Below are 15925 nucleotides of genomic sequence, written 5' to 3' on the forward strand. Positions count from 1 at the left end.
CAGGGCACTTAGCGTGATAAGCGCTGCAATAGTGGGTTTTATCCGTTTTTCACGTCTGATGTTCGCCATAAAAAAACCGGCTTGCCCTGATGAGGAGGCAAGCCGGAAAGAGGGTAATACGTGATGCTTACAGGATGGCTAACTGGGATAAAAACTCGGGGTAAACAACGATTAGTTGAAGATTACCGCAGAGCCACGCAGCTGATCGTTACCGGTCGCAGACGTGATGGTATAAGCTTTAGCGCCTGCTTTTTCTGCTTTCGCGGCGAGCTGAGCCTGTAGTGAGCTGAGGTCTTGAGCGGTAGCGGTAACGACGCCTGCTTTTTCCAGGTTCTGAGCCTGTGAAGGAGACACATATTCAGCAGCAGAAGCACCGAAAGTCATGGTAGCGAGAACAACAGCAGCGGCGATGGTTTTTACGTTTTTCATGATGTCTTATCCTTTTCTGTTTGATAGGTGAAAGGGGGCTGCCCTTTCGATAGGAAGAATGTTACGCCGATGCTAATGAATTAAAAAACGGATGTTATTGAGATAGTCTTTCTATTTTTTTGAATGATAATAATGATTGTTTTTTTGTTTTTTTAAATATAAAACAACATGTTATACATAAAATTGAAATTTATTTACAAAACACTGAATGATATTTAATAATCGGGGTGATGACTTGTCTGTTGAAGTTAAACTAACTTTTAATGCTGCTGGTCATCAACTTACCAACATTAATTGCTGGTCATGTGATGGAAAGTGGCTGATTTATGACGTCAGACCTTATGGATCTTCATTCACAGGGCTGACCATTGAGCGAATACACCTGAAAAGTCTGAAGACCGAGGTGATTTACCGGGCGACGGCGGGGGCGCATGTGGGCGTGGTGACCTGTAGTCCGCAGGAACCGCTGCGCTATGTTTTCATCCACGGACCGGAAAACCCGGATAGCGAGTGGCGGTATGATTTTCACCATCGTCGTGGAACGATAGTGGCGGATTGCCAGCGCGATGAGGCTATCACGCTCGATGCCTTCTCTATTACGCCGCCTTATCAGGCTGGCGCGCTGCGTGGCGGTACGCATGTCCACGTCTTCAGTCCGGATGCCAGCCGCCTGAGCTTTACCTATAACGACCATGTGCTGCATGAGTGCGATCCGACATTGAACTTGCGCAATGTGGGCGTGGCGGTGCCGTTACAGGCCGTCGCCGTTGAGAAATGCCATCCGCGTGAATATGACGGTAGCCACTATTGTGTGCTGGTCAGCAGAACGACGCCGCAGCCTCAGCCCGGCAGCGATGAAATCAACCGTGCCTATGAAGAAGGCTGGGTAGGAACGGCCGGCTATATCCAGCAGGACGGTGCGCGGCAGCGCTGGGCGTTGGCGTTTATCGGCGATACGCGTGCGGTGGATGGGACGACGGTTCCAGAGATCTTTATCGTTGATTTGCCGGACGCGCTGGAAGATTACGCCAAAGAAGGGGAGGTGCCACTGGCAGGGACGGCAACGTCAATGCCCGCGCCGCCAGCGGGCGTGCAGCAGCGGCGTTTAACCTTTACGCACTCGCGGCGTTATCCTGGGCTGGTAAATCAGCCGCGCCACTGGCTGCGAACCTCGCCCGACGGCAGTGAGATTGCTTTCCTGATGCGCGATGACGCGGGTGTGGTGCAGCTGTGGACGCTTTCCCCGAATGGCGGTGAGCCAAGGCAGGTCACGCGTACGGAACACGGCGTACAGTCTGCCTTTAACTGGCACCCGAGCGGACGTTCTCTGGCGTTTGTGTGTGACAACAGCATCATGCTGTGTGATGCGCAAAGCGGTGAACTCGTTCGACTGACGACACGAACGGACAGCCCACCCAGTGGGGATGCCGTGGTTTTTTCACCTGACGGGAAACACATTGCGTATATGCGGGAGATTGACGGCTTTAATCAGCTTTTTGTGGTGACCACAGCGTAACGGGTACACGCGAGTTCATGGCGAGCACGGCTGTTATCAAAGCTGATCATGCGGCGCGTTGTTGTGAGACATGGTGGTGTTATTAGGCATGCTGTTGTTATGGGACATCGTGTTGCTATGGGACACCGTGTTGCTATGAGGCATCGTGGCAAGCTGTGAACTGGCGGTTTGGTTTTGCTCTTCGCTGTGTAAAATGCGTTCGCGTGTTGACAGCGTGTTCTTGTCGCTGCCCGCACGGTAGTAGTCGTAGGGCAGCAGCAGCGTGTCGGCAACCGCCGAAAACGGCAGGTCAATCGCCACCAGCGGCATCATGGCCCAACTGGTGTCGTCGTCACGCAGCATATCCACACTGGCGCGCGTACCGGAATAGTAGCCCTGATCGTTTCCAGTGTGCGTCATCACGCTGGAGCAGCCGCTGGTCGCCACCGCGCCGCTACCGGTAATGATGAAAGAGAACAATGCGCTTTTCAGTAAGGTCATATTACCTGTCCATTAATAACCTGCTGCCAGAGCGGGTTCCAGAGCCTGCTTATCTTGAGTGTATGTGATAACGCCCGCAGTGCGAGTGAATATTGCATGAAACGTAGCGATTTTTCCTTTTTGCCTCTTGAAAGTCTGAGGGGGGTCACCATATTGATAATAAGCCGGAAGAAAACGATACGCCGTCAGGGTATCTGTTCCGGCTGTGAGCCTGTCCTTAGGGAAGGTAACAATAACTCCTCGCTGCATGTTTAGGAGGCTGTTTTATGCGTAACCCCGATTTTTCCCCACTGTATCGTTCCGCTATTGGTTTTGATCGCCTGTTCAACCTATTAGAAACCGGCCAGACCCAGAGTAACGGCGGCTATCCTCCCTACAACGTCGAGCTGGTTGACGAGAACCAATACCGTATTGCGATTGCCGTAGCTGGCTTCGCCGAGCAGGAACTGGACATCACGGCGCACGACAACTTATTGATTGTAAAAGGCGCCCACGCTGGTGAGCAGGTTGCCCGCAACTACCTGTATCAAGGCATTGCCGAGCGCAACTTCGAGCGTAAATTCCAACTGGCCGAACATATTCAGGTAAAAGGCGCCAATCTGGAAAACGGGCTGCTGTACATCGATCTCGAGCGCATCGTGCCGGAAGCGATGAAGCCGCGTCGGATTGAAATCAAGTAAATCACTATCAAATCCATTGCGCATTGTCTGAAAGGGCAGCGCCATGAATGAATATCTCGTCTGCCGAATGGAGACGACGCCAGCCATTGAATCGCGGCTGGCATAAAGTACGCCCGTATGGGCATCTTAATCTCGCTTCTTAGAAGGAGTTATATCATGCGTAACTACGACTTATCGCCTTTACTGCGTCAGTGGATCGGCTTCGACAAATTAGCCAGCTCAATGCAAGGCAGCCAGGAACCGGTTGATTTTCCTCCGTACAACATCGAGAAGAAAGACGACAACCACTACCGCATCACGCTCGCGCTGGCGGGTTTCCGACAGAGCGATCTGGATATCGAAGTAGAAGGCCCGCGCCTGACCGTGAAAGGTTCTCCGGCACCGACTCAGAAAGCCGTGGAGTATCTGCATCAGGGGCTGGTGTTTAAGCCTTTCACGCTGAGCTTTACGCTGGCCGAGCATCTGCATGTGTCTGATGCACATTTTGAAAATGGCCTGCTGCACATCGATCTGGTGCGTGATGTACCGGAAGCCTTGCAGCCCCAGCGCATCGCCATCGGCGGTGGCCGTCCGGCATTGAACCAGCAGCCCGCTGAAGATGCGTCATAACGCGACATCCGCGTCATTAACCTGATGATTTCCCGCGCCCGTCTCATTACGGGCGCGGTTTTGTGTTGCCCGCCACGTTTCCTTACCCAGCATTCTGCCAGAATCAAAATATACTCATTACAGAGTATGGCGGCAGTGGCATTTCCCAATAAAAACGTCCGCAAAGGATACGGGTATGAGTGATATCGCACTTACCGTGAGTATGCTGGCGCTGGTTGCGGTTCTGGGGTTATGGATCGGCAACTGGCGGATTTATGGCGTCGGTTTAGGGATTGGCGGGGTTCTGTTCGGTGGGATCATCGTCGGGCATGTTGCCCATCAGTATCAAATTCAACTGAATGATGACATGTTGCACGTCATTCAGGAGTTCGGGCTGATTCTGTTTGTCTATACCATTGGCATTCAGGTCGGGCCGGGTTTCTTTTCCTCTCTGCGCGTATCGGGCCTGCGCCTGAACGCGTTCGCCCTGCTGACGGTGTTCCTCGGCTGTGTCGTGACCGTCCTGCTGCATAAACTGCTCAATATTCCTTTGCCCATTATCCTCGGTATTTTTTCCGGTGCGGTGACCAACACGCCGTCGCTCGGCGCGGGTCAACAGATTCTGACCGATCTTGGGTCGAGTTCGGCATTGGTGAACCAGATGGGAACAGGCTACGCGATGGCTTACCCGCTGGGGATCTGCGGCATTTTACTGGTGATGTGGCTGATGCGCGTCCTGTTCCGCGTGGCGGTGGAGAACGAGGCAAAGCAGTTTGAAGTCAGCAATGGCCTGAATCATGAACAGCTGCACACGATGAATGTGTCGGTGACGAATACCAATCTGCAAGGATTGGCGATTCAGGATGTGCCGATTCTGAACCGTGACACCATTGTCTGCTCCCGCCTGAAACGCGGTGATGAATTGATGGTGCCATCGCCGCAGACGCTCATCCAACTGGGCGACTATCTGCATCTGGTTGGTGCGAAAAGCGATTTGGAGCAGGCGCGGCTGGTCATCGGTAATGAAGTGGAAACGTCGCTCTCGACGCGGGGCACCGATCTGCACGTTGAACGCGTGGTGGTGACGAATGAGAAGGTGCTGGGGCGCAAGATTCGCGAGCTGAATCTGAAGCAAAACTATGACGTGGTGATTTCGCGCCTGAACCGTGCGGGCGTTGAGCTGATCGCCAGCAATCAGGCCAGCCTGCAATTTGGCGATATTCTGAATCTGGTGGGGCGGAAAACGGCGATCGATGCCGTGGCGGATATCGTGGGAAACGCCCAGCAGAAGCTCCAGCAGGTACAGATGCTGCCCGTCTTTATCGGCATTGGGTTGGGCGTATTACTGGGCTCTGTACCGCTGATGATTCCCGGCTTTCCCGTCGCGCTGCGGCTCGGGCTGGCTGGCGGGCCGCTGGTGGTGGCGCTGGTTTTGGGGCGTATCGGCGGTATCGGTAAGCTGCACTGGTTTATGCCGCCCAGTGCGAACCTGGCGCTGCGCGAGCTCGGCATTGTGCTGTTCCTGTCGGTGGTGGGGCTGAAATCCGGCGGCGATTTCATTGATACGTTATTGAACGGTGACGGCGTGTGGTGGATTGGCTACGGTGCGCTGATTACCATTGTGCCGCTGCTGCTGGTCGGCATACTGGCGCGATCGCTGGGTAAGATGAATTATCTGACGCTGTGCGGCATGCTGGCCGGTTCCATGACCGATCCGCCCGCGTTGGCGTTTGCCAATGGGTTGCACTCAACCAGCGGTGCAGCGGCGTTGTCTTATGCGACGGTTTATCCGCTGGCGATGTTTCTGCGAATTATGTCACCGCAGCTATTAGCCGTGTTGTTCCTGGCGCTCTAAATGTTATCAGCTGGATAAAAACTACTATTTTTTCGCCGAAAAATGGCTATTTATTTTTTTATTTATGAAGAGGGGAATACCTGAGTAAATAAATAATGAATGGATAACTGACTGTCTGGAAAAGAATTATATTACCATTATTAGGTATAAGTTTTTTTATCATTTACTTATCGTTAATTACGTTAATTTTATGTTCTATGAATGTCAAATATTATTGAATTTAAACGATTTTTTTATCGGTAAATTAAAAACGTGATAGTTTCTTAAATAAATTAATGAACCCCTTTAGTAACTAAAGTAACGCTATTTTACAGATGCATTATAATACTATCTCTTCATTAATCACTTGATTTGATAAGACGAGAGAAGCACCCAGAACCCTTGTTTTCTCGTCTTTTTTTCCGCAGATGATTCCTGTTGCGTTGTTTTCAGCAGGGTGACGAAGGAAGAATAACGAAATACCCACTCCTCCGCACGGGACATCCGTCGTGAATATCTCCTGAATAATTCGAGAGCAGCACAAACTTGGCTCGAAGTATGACGGGGATATGCCCTAAATAATTCGAGTCGCAGGAAGGCGGCAACCGCACGAATCTCCAGGAGCTTACATCAGTAAGTGACTGGGGTGAGTAAGGGAAGCCAACGTATATGCGGCTCGAAGTATGACGGGAAATACAGAATCCGTTTTAATGAAGAGTGGTGTTCTTATGTCTGCAAATAATAGCAGGTTGCTAAAGCTTCTGGTTATCCTTTGTATTGCTGGCGGCTTATGGTTATTACCAGTTCCTGATGGGGTTAAACCCGATGCCTGGCATCTGATGGCGATTTTCATTGCCACGGTTGTCGGTCTGATTCTCTCTCCGTACCCGCTTGGCGCGATGGCAATGTTCAGCCTGACCTCGGTCGCCATATTAGGGTTATTATCCATTAAAGATGTGCTGGCGGGCTTTAGCGATCCCACCATTTGGATGATCGCCTGTGCCTTCTTTATTTCTCGCGGCTTCATCAAAACCGGTTTTGGGCGACGCATTGGCCTGCTGTTTATCAGCAAACTGGGGAATAGCTCTCTCGGTCTGGCGTATGGTTTGGTATTTACCGATCTGCTGTTTGCCCCAGCGATGCCCTCCACGTCTGCGCGCTGCGGTGGGATTATTACGCCACTGTTCCGCTCTATTGCCGAAGCCTACGACTCCACGCCGGAGAAAGGCACACAGCGTCGCATTGGTGCGTTTTTGGTGCAGTCCATTTTCCAGTGTAATGCCGTGACGTCTGCGATGTTCATGACCTCCATGGCGGGTAACCCGATGGTGGCGAAACTGGCTTCCCAGTTCGGTATTCACATCAGTTGGACGGATTGGGCATTGGCGACACTGCTGCCGGGCTTCCTGTCTTTGGCGCTGATTCCTTACCTGATCTACCGCTTCTACCCGCCTGAACTGAAGAAAACCTCAGAAATGCGTGCGATCGCCGTCGAAAGACTGCGTGAAATGGGCAAAATGACCCGCGACGAGTGGGTGGTGCTGGGCGTGTTCCTGGGGCTGGTGACCTTCTGGGTGCTGGGCTCCACGCTGAATATCGACGCGACCTTGACCGCGCTGGCTGGCCTGAGCGTGCTGTTGCTCAGTCGTGCGCTGAGCTGGGACGATGTGGTGGGTGAGAAAGAAGCCTGGCACACCGTGGTGTGGTTTGCTGTGCTGATGACGCTGGCGGGACAGCTCAACAAAATGGGTCTGATTGCCTGGCTGGGCGGTCTGGCTGGCAGCGCGGTGAGTGGCATGCACTGGCTGCCGATGCTGGGCCTGCTACTGCTGGTTTACTACTATAGCCACTATCTGATGGCGAGTGCGATTGCCCACATCAGCGCCATGTATGCGATTTTCGTCTCTATCGCGCTGGCTGCGGGTGCACCGCCGATGCTCACCGTACTGGTGTTCGGTATCTTCAGTAACCTGTTTATGTCTACGACGCACTATTCTAGTGGCCCGGCACCGATTCTGTTCGGCACAGGCTACATGCCGCTGGGAACCTGGTGGAAGATCGGCTTCTCCATCAGCCTGGTCATCATCCCTATCTGGCTGGGTGTTGGCAGTATGTGGTGGAAAGTGCTCGGTTTCTGGTAAAAAAGTAGATACGCACTGGCTTTCCTGATGAGCAACACGTTAAGCCTGATTTCCTTTCTTCACGCCTACGCCCTGTCCCTGTGACGGGGCGTAGGCATCACGACACGCGAAACGCGACGAAACAGTATAAGATAACGGTGTGATGATGTTTGTTTCGGAGAGTGACATGGGCAAGAAAAAGGCACCGCTAAAGCTGGGAACCTCGGTGTTTCTGATGGTGTCAGTAGTGCTCGGTGCGGTGTTGCTGGTGGTCTATTCCTTGCTGTTTTTTCGCATTAATCAGCTTTCAGAAGATCATCTGCGAGAAAAAGCCTTTGCCATTGCTCGCACATTTGCCGCCTCTCCCGTCGTGATTGATGAACTTAAAGGGATTGGCCGACCAGAAGAAGTGCAGATTGCTGCGGAGACGATTCGCCAGCGTAATCAACTGCTCTTCGTCACGGTGACTGACATGGATACGGTGCGCCATAGCCACCCTGAACCGGAAAGAATTGGCGAGCATTTTGCCGGCCGGGATATCTACCCGGCGCTGCTGGGTATGGAAAATACCGCCATTAACCGGGGTACGCTCGATCCTGCGTTGCGGGTTTTTACGCCGGTTTTCGACAATAACCATAAGCAGGTTGGCGTCGTCGCGCTGGGGATTGCCTTAACCAGCGTGCAGAAGGTGATCAGCGATAACCGCTGGATGATTCCCTGGACGCTGCTGGCAGGGGCGCTGGTCGGCTGGCTGGGCACGTTGATTTTGGTGAAGGTGCTCAAGCGCATTATGCTGGGATTCGAGCCGTTTGAGATCTCGAATCTGTTTGAACAGCGCAACGCGATGCTCAAACATATTAAAGAAGGCGTCATCGCGGTCGATCAACAGGGTCGGATTACGGTGATCAATGATGAGGCGCGACGGCTTTTCCGGCAGAATAAACCACAGGGCAGTGAAACGCCGTCCTCGAAGCCAGCCGAACGCGTCAGCGAACAGTGGCTTGAGCATCTACACCTGAAACAGGTGCTGGAGAGCGGTACGCCACGGCGCGATGAAGAGATTAACTTTAACGGCCACCTGCTGCTGACCAACACCGTTCCAGTTTTTGTGAAGGGCGATATTATCGGCGCGATTGCGACGTTCCGTGATAAAACAGAGATTAGCCAACTGCTGCAACGGTTGAGTGGGATGTCCTACTACGCGGATGCGCTGCGTGCGCAGTCGCACGAGTTTATGAACAAGCTGCACGTCATCCTGGGCATGTTGCACTTAAAGTATTACTCGCAACTGGAAGATTATATTCTTAAGACCGCCAATAATTATCAGGCGGAAATCGGTTCGATTATTCGTAAAGTGAAATCGCCAGTGATTGCCGGCTTCCTGTTGGGTAAAATCAACCGCGCGCGCGATCTCGGCATCACGCTCTCCATCAGTGAGGAGAGTTTGCTGCCGGATACCGATGATGTCGATGCCACGAATGAATTGATTACCGTATTGGGTAATTTGATTGAGAATGCGATGGATGCGATTGATGGGCAGGAAAACTGCGAAATCAGCGTGAGTTTCCATCATCAGAATGGCCGCCTTCACTGTACCGTGGGGGATGACGGCCCCGGTATTGCGCCGGAGAGTCAGGCGCGCATTTATGAACAGGGATTCTCTACCAAAGGCAGCGGGCGCGGTATCGGCCTGTACCTGACCAAACAGAGTCTGGAGAAGATTGGCGGCACTATCGAGTTTGAATCAGAACCTGAGGTGTACACCCAGTTTTTCGTTACTATTCCTTATCAAGCAAGGCTGTTTGACCATGATTAATGTACTGATTGTTGATGACGATGCCATGGTTGCAGAGCTTAACAAATCTTATCTGAACCAGGTTTCTGGATTTAGCTGCTATGCGACCGTGCCCACGTTGCAGCAGGCGCGAAACCTGTTGATGCAACCTGACTCGGAAATCGATTTGGTACTGCTGGACATTTATATGCAGCAGGATAATGGACTGGATCTGCTGCCGACTATCCGTGAGTTCAGTGAAAAGACGGACGTTATCATCATCTCTTCTGCCAGCGATGTGTATACCATCAAAAAAGCGCTGCACTACGGCGTTGTTGACTATCTGATTAAGCCGTTCCAGTTCTCGCGTTTCGAACAGGCGCTGGCCGCCTATCGCGAAGAGGCGAACTTGTTCAAGCACCGCGATTTTGTTGGGCAATCGGATATTGATAACCTGATCCGTCGTACCAGCAGTAGCACCGTCAGTGAACGTAAGAAATTACCGAAAGGGCTAACCAGCCTGACGCTGCGCACCGTCTGCGAGTGGATTGAGGGCAATCAGGGTATCGAGTTCTCTACCGAAATGCTGGCGAATGCGATTGGTATTTCTCGTGTCTCTTGCCGTAAGTACCTGATCTATCTGTCTGACACCGATATCCTGACCACTAATATTCTGTACGGATCTACCGGCCGACCGGTTTACCTGTATCGTCTGCTGCCGGAAAAGCAGGATTCGTTGCGCCAATACTGTGAATAAAACGCAGTGAGTAAATAGCGATGAATAAATAAAAACGCCACGGTAATGATCGTGGCGTTTTCGTTATTACCAAATTGTGGTTGGGTTAAGCAAACCAGCCCAGCAGCAGTGTTGCAGCGATAACGGTAGACGCGCCGCCGATACGGGTGGCGATCTGTGCAAACGGCATCAGGGACATACGGTTAGAGGCAGACAGAATCGCAACATCACCTGTACCTCCCAGCCCGCTGTGGCATGTGGTCACGATGGAAGCCTCAATCGGATACATGTTCAGGTAAGGTGCAATCAGGAAGCTCACCAGCGCCATGGACAGCACCACAGAACCGCAGACGATAACGTAACCCACAGAGAAGACCGCGACGACGCTCTCCAGCGGGATATACAGCATGCCAAGCCCAATCATCAGCGGCCATACCAGAGAGCTGGATACGAACTTGTAAACGCTGTGCGCACCGGTCTCCATGACGGCAGGGATAACGCGTCCGTATTTGCAGAATACCGCAATCAGAATCATCAGCACGGGGCCAGGGATGTGCACCAGTTTTTCAAACAGGCCGCCGACGATGAAGAAGGCGCAAATCATCAACAATCCGCCGCCCATCAGGTGAAAATCGACCAGCTTTGGCGCGTCGTTTACGGCAAACATCGCGTTGTCTTCATCGCTGCGAACCAGACGGCCTTCACCGTTCAGATCTTTGCGGCGCATACCCAGACGGGAAAGCACGCCAGCACACAGAATCGCGAAGATGTTACCGACGACAGCAGCAGGCGCTAACTGAGCCACATACACGTCCGGGCTTTGTCCCAAAATCGCAGAATAGGCGAGGGACAATGGCAGGATGCCTTCACCAATACCGCCGCCGATGATGGGCACGATGATGAAGAAGAAGGTGTGGTAGAAGCTGTAGCCGCACAGTTTACCGACCAGCAAACCCGTTGCCAGTGCGGTTGCGGTGCCGATGACCAGCGGGACGAACATACGAATCATCCCCTGAATCAGTATCTTGCGGTTCATACCCAAGATACTGCCGACCACCAGACAGGCGATGACGAAATACAGGAAGTTAGCCTCTTTCATCAACAGATGGACGGTTTTCATGGTGTTGTCGTTGAACAGGTTAAAATACACCATCACGGAAGGCACCATCAGGCACAGAATTGCCGGGCCGCCGATATCTTTAAACACGGGGATATTGCTGCCAATGTGCGCCAGTAAAAAGCCCATCGTCATGATGACGGCGAAGCCACCGATCATGTTTTTAGGCAAATATCCCTCGTAAGCAGCGATAGCGACAATGGCGGCAATCGCCATAAAAAGTGCAACGGGAACGGAGCCGATTTTCTTTTTGAAAAAGCCCCCGATAAACGATGCCTGTTTTTCCAGAGTGAGATCGTTCTCACATAGAATATCAGTTTCAATTTTTTTCATTATATTCACCCTGCCAGGACAGTTGGTACAGAAAGAAATCACATGCCTGCCGCGTAATGCCGTTGCGATATTGATAGTGCATCGTTATCGACATGAATTATTGACGATTTTCTCTTCGATATCTGTGTGCTTATCGAACGTTACTAATGCCAATAGCGGCGGGATGTGTATTATCAAAAAGCAGAAAAATACGTTTTTTTGTTTTTTATCAATTAGTAACAAAAAGATAAAGAATGATGGATGTTATTTAACAATGAATCATGTTGGAGGGTAATCTAGCATGAGGGAATGTTAAAAATAATACGTTAATTACGTATTTGTGAACTTATCAGCAACTCGATTTTAAATAACTTATATTGTTTTTTTGTAATTAAAATAATTTATTTAGCGTGTTGGGGGAATTAAAAGAGGGGAGTGAGGTAAATCACAGAGTGAAAATACCACTTTATGGGAATAAGTAAATAGCATGATTTTATTTTGGTAAAAATATTTATTTAACTAAAATAGCCAATTAATTATTGAGCAATATCATAGCCTCATGGGTCATCGCCCTGATGACGCAACCGCGGACAGAATGGGTTATCAATTCTGCGCCAGCCGCCTTTTTATCTATGCTTTATCTAGCGAATCTCTCCAGCAACCGATCTCTGCCCCACAGGTAAACAAAGAAGGAAACGGCAAGTTGGATTAGGGGGGGAAACAACGCTTTTTATGCCGCATAGAGTTTTTTTATGTAGCGTAGATAGTCATTTGGCTACTTATGGTGCCGTGGTAAATATCAGAATTTCTTATTATCCATCAGGATTTTCACCTGCCGTTAACGTTTTTAACAAAAAATAGTGCTCAAATCTTGGACATGTAAGACCAGATGACTATAGTTTTTTTAATGGTGATAATTTCTTTAGGTCTGCAAAGTATCGGTTTTTATCGCTGTTTTTTCATAAAAAGACAAAACATCCACCTTTTGTAAGGTGATGAGCTTGTATTTTCTCTTTTAAGAAAATGTAAGGAAATTTTGTAAATCCTTACAGCTTATATTGACGTCATCGCCATCTGTTGAGAAATTGAGGGCGTCATAGGGATATAAGGAGGAAAGCAGCGGCTTGTCTGAATGATTCTACGTCTTCATCCAGCATCCGTGAGCGGGTTGTGGCGCGTCAAGGTATAGGTTGTAGTTATTATGACTCTATCCAACAGCGTGACGGCCATCGGTTTTGGTAACCACCTTTCTTCTCCCTCATTATTTTAATTTTGCCTTCGGGCGACAGGGTACAGACCACAGTTCGTAAAAATACAGGTCTGGCCAACCATACCCAATTGATTTCGAGATGCAGGACGGAATATAGCGCTGTTAACCACTGTGCTTTTAACGATCGTGTTTTAGCAACAGTGTTAAGGCGAGTGCAGCTTGGAGTAAGGCGGGTATAGCACACAACATCATCCACAATGGAGCACAAGTAATGGAAAAATCCCTGGTTAAATCAAGGGTGTTGAAGTTAGGCCTTGGCTTGCTCGCTTTGTCCGTCGCCGCAGGCGTTCAGGCAAAAACGCTGGTTTACTGCTCAGAGGGTTCCCCGGAAGGTTTTAACCCACAGCTGTTCACCTCCGGTACGACGTTTGATGCCAGCTCTATTCCTATTTATAACCGCCTAGTGGAATTTAAAGACGGCACCACGGACACCGCTGGCTGAAAAATGGGATATTAGCGAAGACGGCAAAACCTATACTTTCCATCTGCGCAAAGGCGTGAAATGGCAAGACGGCAAAGATTTCAAACCTTCCCGTGAATTCAATGCCGATGACGTGATTTTCTCCTTCATGCGTCAGCAGGATGCCAACCATCCGTACCACAAAGTGTCTGGCGGCAGCTATGAATACTATCAGGGTATGGGGATGCCAGAGCTGATCAGCAAAATTGAAAAAGTCGATGACTATACCGTCCGCTTTGTGCTGACTCGCCCTGAAGCGCCGTTCCTTGCCGATTTGGCGATGGATTTTGCTTCCATCCTGTCAGCGGAATACGCTGATAAGATGCTGAAAGCCGGTACGCCGGAGAAAATCGACCTGAACCCAATCGGTACAGGCCCGTTCCAGCTACAGCAGTACCAGAAAGATTCCCGCATTCTGTACAAAGCCTTTGAAGGCTTCTGGGGTACTAAGCCGGGCGTTGACCGTCTGGTCTTCTCCATCACGCCAGATGCGTCTGTGCGTTACGCCAAGCTGCAAAAAGACGAATGCCAGATCATGCCGTATCCAAATCCGGCCGATCTCGCGAAGATGAAAGAAGATAAGAACATCACGTTGATGGAACAGCCTGGCCTGAACGTTGGCTATCTGGCTTACAACGTTGAGAAAAAACCGCTGGATAACGTCAAGATTCGCCAGGCGCTGAACTATGCGGTTAACAAGACTGCCATTATCGAAGCGGTCTATCAGGGAGCCGGCCAGGCCGCAACTAACCTGATCCCGCCGACCATGTGGGGCTACAACAACGACGTTAAAGACTACAGCTACGATCCTGAGAAAGCGAAAGCACTGCTGAAAGAAGCGGGTATGGCTGACGGTTTCTCTATCGACCTGTGGGCAATGCCGGTACAGCGTCCGTATAACCCGAACGCGCGTCGTATGGCGGAAATGATTCAGTCCGACTGGGCGAAAGTTGGCGTGAAAGCCAAGATTGTCACCTACGAGTGGGGCGAGTATCTGAAGCGTGCGAAAGATGGCGAGCACCAGACCGTGCTGATGGGCTGGACGGGTGACAATGGGGATCCAGATAACTTCTTCGCGACCCTGTTCAGCTGCGACGCGGCTAAAAATGGTTCCAACTACTCCAAGTGGTGCTACAAGCCGTTTGAAGATTTGATCCAACCAGCGCGCGCCGTTTCCGATCACGAAAAACGTATTGAGCTGTACAAGCAGGCACAGGTGGTGATGCACGATCAGGCTCCGGCACTGATTGTTGCGCACTCCACCGTGTATGAACCAGTACGTAAAAATGTGAAAGGTTATGTGGTTCAGCCGCGTGGCGTGCATAGCTTCAACAACGTGACGTTGGATTAAGTCAGCCACTCGTTTTTCACGGACATTGAAAACCCCGACCTTGCGGTTTCTCGTTAGAGGAGCCGTGTAGGCGGGGTTTCTTGCCCGTTAAATTTATGGTTGTCTTCCCTGCCCGTTATCCTGCGGGCCGTCGCACACGACGTTTAAAATCGCACCTGGCGATTTTTTAGCTGTGAGCAATGAGAAGCCCGATGGTCAACGAGCCAGCGGGCATAAATAGAGAGTTCGGGATATGTTGCAGTTCATACTCCGGCGTTTGGGGCTCGTTATCCCAACGTTTATTGGTATCACCCTGTTGACCTTCGCATTCGTGCACATGATTCCGGGCGACCCGGTGATGATCATGGCGGGGGAACGTGGTATTTCCGCCGAGCGCCATGCGCAATTGCTGGCTGAAATGGGGCTGGACAAGCCGCTTTGGCAGCAATACCTCCACTATATTGGCGGTGTGTTGCAGGGCGATCTGGGAATCTCCCTCAAGAGTCGTATCCCCGTGTGGGAAGAATTCGTGCCTCGCTTCAAAGCGACGCTGGAACTGGGTATCTGTGCGATGCTGTTTGCTATCGCGGTTGGGATCCCGGTTGGTGTGTTGGCTGCGGTTAAACGCGGTTCTATTTTCGATCATACCTCTGTTGGCCTGGCGCTGACGGGCTACTCCATGCCTATCTTCTGGTGGGGCATGATGCTGATCATGCTGGTTTCCGTTCAGCTCAACCTTACGCCCGTTTCGGGGCGTATCAGCGACACGATTTTCCTCGATGACAGCATGCCGCTGACCGGTTTTATGCTGATCGATACCCTGTTCTGGGGCGAGGAAGGCGATTTTATCGACGCGGTTGAACATATGATCCTGCCTGCCATCGTGCTGGGCACCATTCCACTGGCGGTGATTGTGCGTATGACGCGCTCTGCCATGCTGGAAGTGCTGGGTGAGGACTACATCCGCACCGCCCGCGCTAAAGGGCTGAGCCGTCTGCGTGTGATTGTTGTGCACGCGTTGCGTAATGCGATGCTGCCGGTGGTAACAGTCATTGGTTTGCAGGTCGGCACCATGCTGGCCGGGGCGATCCTGACGGAAACCATTTTCTCCTGGCCGGGGCTGGGACGGTGGTTGATCGATGCATTACAGCGTCGTGACTATCCGGTGGTTCAGGGCGGCGTACTGCTGGTGGCAACCATGATCATTCTGGTGAACCTGCTGGTGGATGTGCTCTACGGCGTGGTTAACCCACGCATCCGTCACAAGAAATAAGGGGAA

At 51.2% G+C, this 15925-nt stretch carries 11 protein-coding genes and 1 pseudogene; 9 read left to right on the forward strand and 3 right to left on the reverse strand.

Annotated features, from left to right (window positions below; all coding sequences use genetic code 11):
• Positions 1-171: 171 nt before the first annotated feature.
• The gene (gene bhsA / locus O1Q74_RS00225) at positions 172-429 is read right to left on the reverse strand and encodes a multiple stress resistance protein BhsA (protein ID WP_271875393.1); all 258 of its coding nucleotides are present in this window, start codon (positions 427-429) and stop codon (positions 172-174) included.
• A gap of 208 nt (positions 430-637) precedes the next feature.
• Here bhsA and O1Q74_RS00230 point away from each other — a divergent pair, with 208 nt between their 5' ends.
• Positions 638-1945: a DUF3748 domain-containing protein gene (locus tag O1Q74_RS00230; RefSeq protein ID WP_442953111.1), complete on the forward strand. Its 1308-nt coding sequence runs from the start codon at positions 638-640 to the stop codon at positions 1943-1945.
• 36 nt (positions 1946-1981) lie between these two features.
• Here O1Q74_RS00230 and O1Q74_RS00235 read toward each other — a convergent pair whose 3' ends face one another.
• Positions 1982-2425, reverse strand: coding sequence for a YceK/YidQ family lipoprotein (locus O1Q74_RS00235; protein ID WP_271875397.1), 444 nt, complete (start codon positions 2423-2425; stop codon positions 1982-1984).
• A 266-nt stretch (positions 2426-2691) separates the two neighbouring features.
• Here O1Q74_RS00235 and ibpA point away from each other — a divergent pair, with 266 nt between their 5' ends.
• From ibpA to dcuR, 6 genes are all read left to right on the forward strand, one after another.
• Positions 2692-3105: a small heat shock chaperone IbpA gene (gene ibpA / locus O1Q74_RS00240; protein ID WP_005976748.1), complete on the forward strand. Its 414-nt coding sequence runs from the start codon at positions 2692-2694 to the stop codon at positions 3103-3105.
• A gap of 156 nt (positions 3106-3261) precedes the next feature.
• Entirely contained in the window at positions 3262-3714 is a 453-nt protein-coding gene (ibpB, locus tag O1Q74_RS00245) for a small heat shock chaperone IbpB (protein WP_271875404.1), read from the forward strand.
• Between the two features lie 175 nt (positions 3715-3889).
• Complete coding sequence (locus O1Q74_RS00250) at positions 3890-5548, forward strand: putative transporter (protein WP_271875405.1); 1659 nt, start codon at positions 3890-3892, stop codon at positions 5546-5548.
• A gap of 707 nt (positions 5549-6255) precedes the next feature.
• On the forward strand, positions 6256-7668 hold the full coding sequence (locus tag O1Q74_RS00255; RefSeq protein WP_225086399.1) for an anion permease: 1413 nt from the start codon (positions 6256-6258) through the stop codon (positions 7666-7668).
• 166 nt (positions 7669-7834) lie between these two features.
• Positions 7835-9463: a sensor histidine kinase gene (locus O1Q74_RS00260; RefSeq protein WP_271875407.1), complete on the forward strand. Its 1629-nt coding sequence runs from the start codon at positions 7835-7837 to the stop codon at positions 9461-9463.
• Positions 9456-10178 (forward strand): two-component system response regulator DcuR, encoded by a 723-nt coding sequence (gene dcuR / locus O1Q74_RS00265; RefSeq protein WP_271875409.1) that lies wholly within the window; start codon positions 9456-9458, stop codon positions 10176-10178. The genes O1Q74_RS00260 and dcuR overlap by 8 nt, the downstream gene beginning before the upstream one ends.
• A gap of 85 nt (positions 10179-10263) precedes the next feature.
• Here the strand turns inward: dcuR and O1Q74_RS00270 are convergent, their stop codons facing one another.
• Entirely contained in the window at positions 10264-11607 is a 1344-nt protein-coding gene (locus O1Q74_RS00270; protein ID WP_271875411.1) for a 2-hydroxycarboxylate transporter family protein, read from the reverse strand.
• 1460 nt (positions 11608-13067) lie between these two features.
• Here O1Q74_RS00270 and dppA point away from each other — a divergent pair.
• Positions 13068-14667, forward strand: a pseudogene (dppA, locus tag O1Q74_RS00275) (dipeptide ABC transporter periplasmic-binding protein DppA).
• Positions 14668-14899: 232 nt separating this feature from the next.
• The gene (dppB, locus tag O1Q74_RS00280) at positions 14900-15919 is read left to right on the forward strand and encodes a dipeptide ABC transporter permease DppB (protein ID WP_261847437.1); all 1020 of its coding nucleotides are present in this window, start codon (positions 14900-14902) and stop codon (positions 15917-15919) included.
• Positions 15920-15925 lie beyond the last annotated feature (6 nt).

This window comes from Pectobacterium sp. A5351 (genome assembly GCF_028335745.1).
Lineage (GTDB): Bacteria > Pseudomonadota > Gammaproteobacteria > Enterobacterales > Enterobacteriaceae > Pectobacterium.

What these genes read in the sequence shown, in the direction of transcription:
- bhsA (WP_271875393.1), bottom strand. Translation starts at nt 429, where the DNA reads ATGAAAAACGTAAAAACCATCGCCGCTGCTGTTGTTCTCGCTACCATG.
- O1Q74_RS00230 (WP_442953111.1), top strand. Translation starts at nt 638, where the DNA reads ATGATATTTAATAATCGGGGTGATGACTTGTCTGTTGAAGTTAAACTA.
- O1Q74_RS00235 (WP_271875397.1), bottom strand. Translation starts at nt 2,425, where the DNA reads ATGACCTTACTGAAAAGCGCATTGTTCTCTTTCATCATTACCGGTAGC.
- ibpA (WP_005976748.1), top strand. Translation starts at nt 2,692, where the DNA reads ATGCGTAACCCCGATTTTTCCCCACTGTATCGTTCCGCTATTGGTTTT.
- ibpB (WP_271875404.1), top strand. Translation starts at nt 3,262, where the DNA reads ATGCGTAACTACGACTTATCGCCTTTACTGCGTCAGTGGATCGGCTTC.
- O1Q74_RS00250 (WP_271875405.1), top strand. Translation starts at nt 3,890, where the DNA reads ATGAGTGATATCGCACTTACCGTGAGTATGCTGGCGCTGGTTGCGGTT.
- O1Q74_RS00255 (WP_225086399.1), top strand. Translation starts at nt 6,256, where the DNA reads ATGTCTGCAAATAATAGCAGGTTGCTAAAGCTTCTGGTTATCCTTTGT.
- O1Q74_RS00260 (WP_271875407.1), top strand. Translation starts at nt 7,835, where the DNA reads ATGGGCAAGAAAAAGGCACCGCTAAAGCTGGGAACCTCGGTGTTTCTG.
- dcuR (WP_271875409.1), top strand. Translation starts at nt 9,456, where the DNA reads ATGATTAATGTACTGATTGTTGATGACGATGCCATGGTTGCAGAGCTT.
- O1Q74_RS00270 (WP_271875411.1), bottom strand. Translation starts at nt 11,607, where the DNA reads ATGAAAAAAATTGAAACTGATATTCTATGTGAGAACGATCTCACTCTG.
- dppB (WP_261847437.1), top strand. Translation starts at nt 14,900, where the DNA reads ATGTTGCAGTTCATACTCCGGCGTTTGGGGCTCGTTATCCCAACGTTT.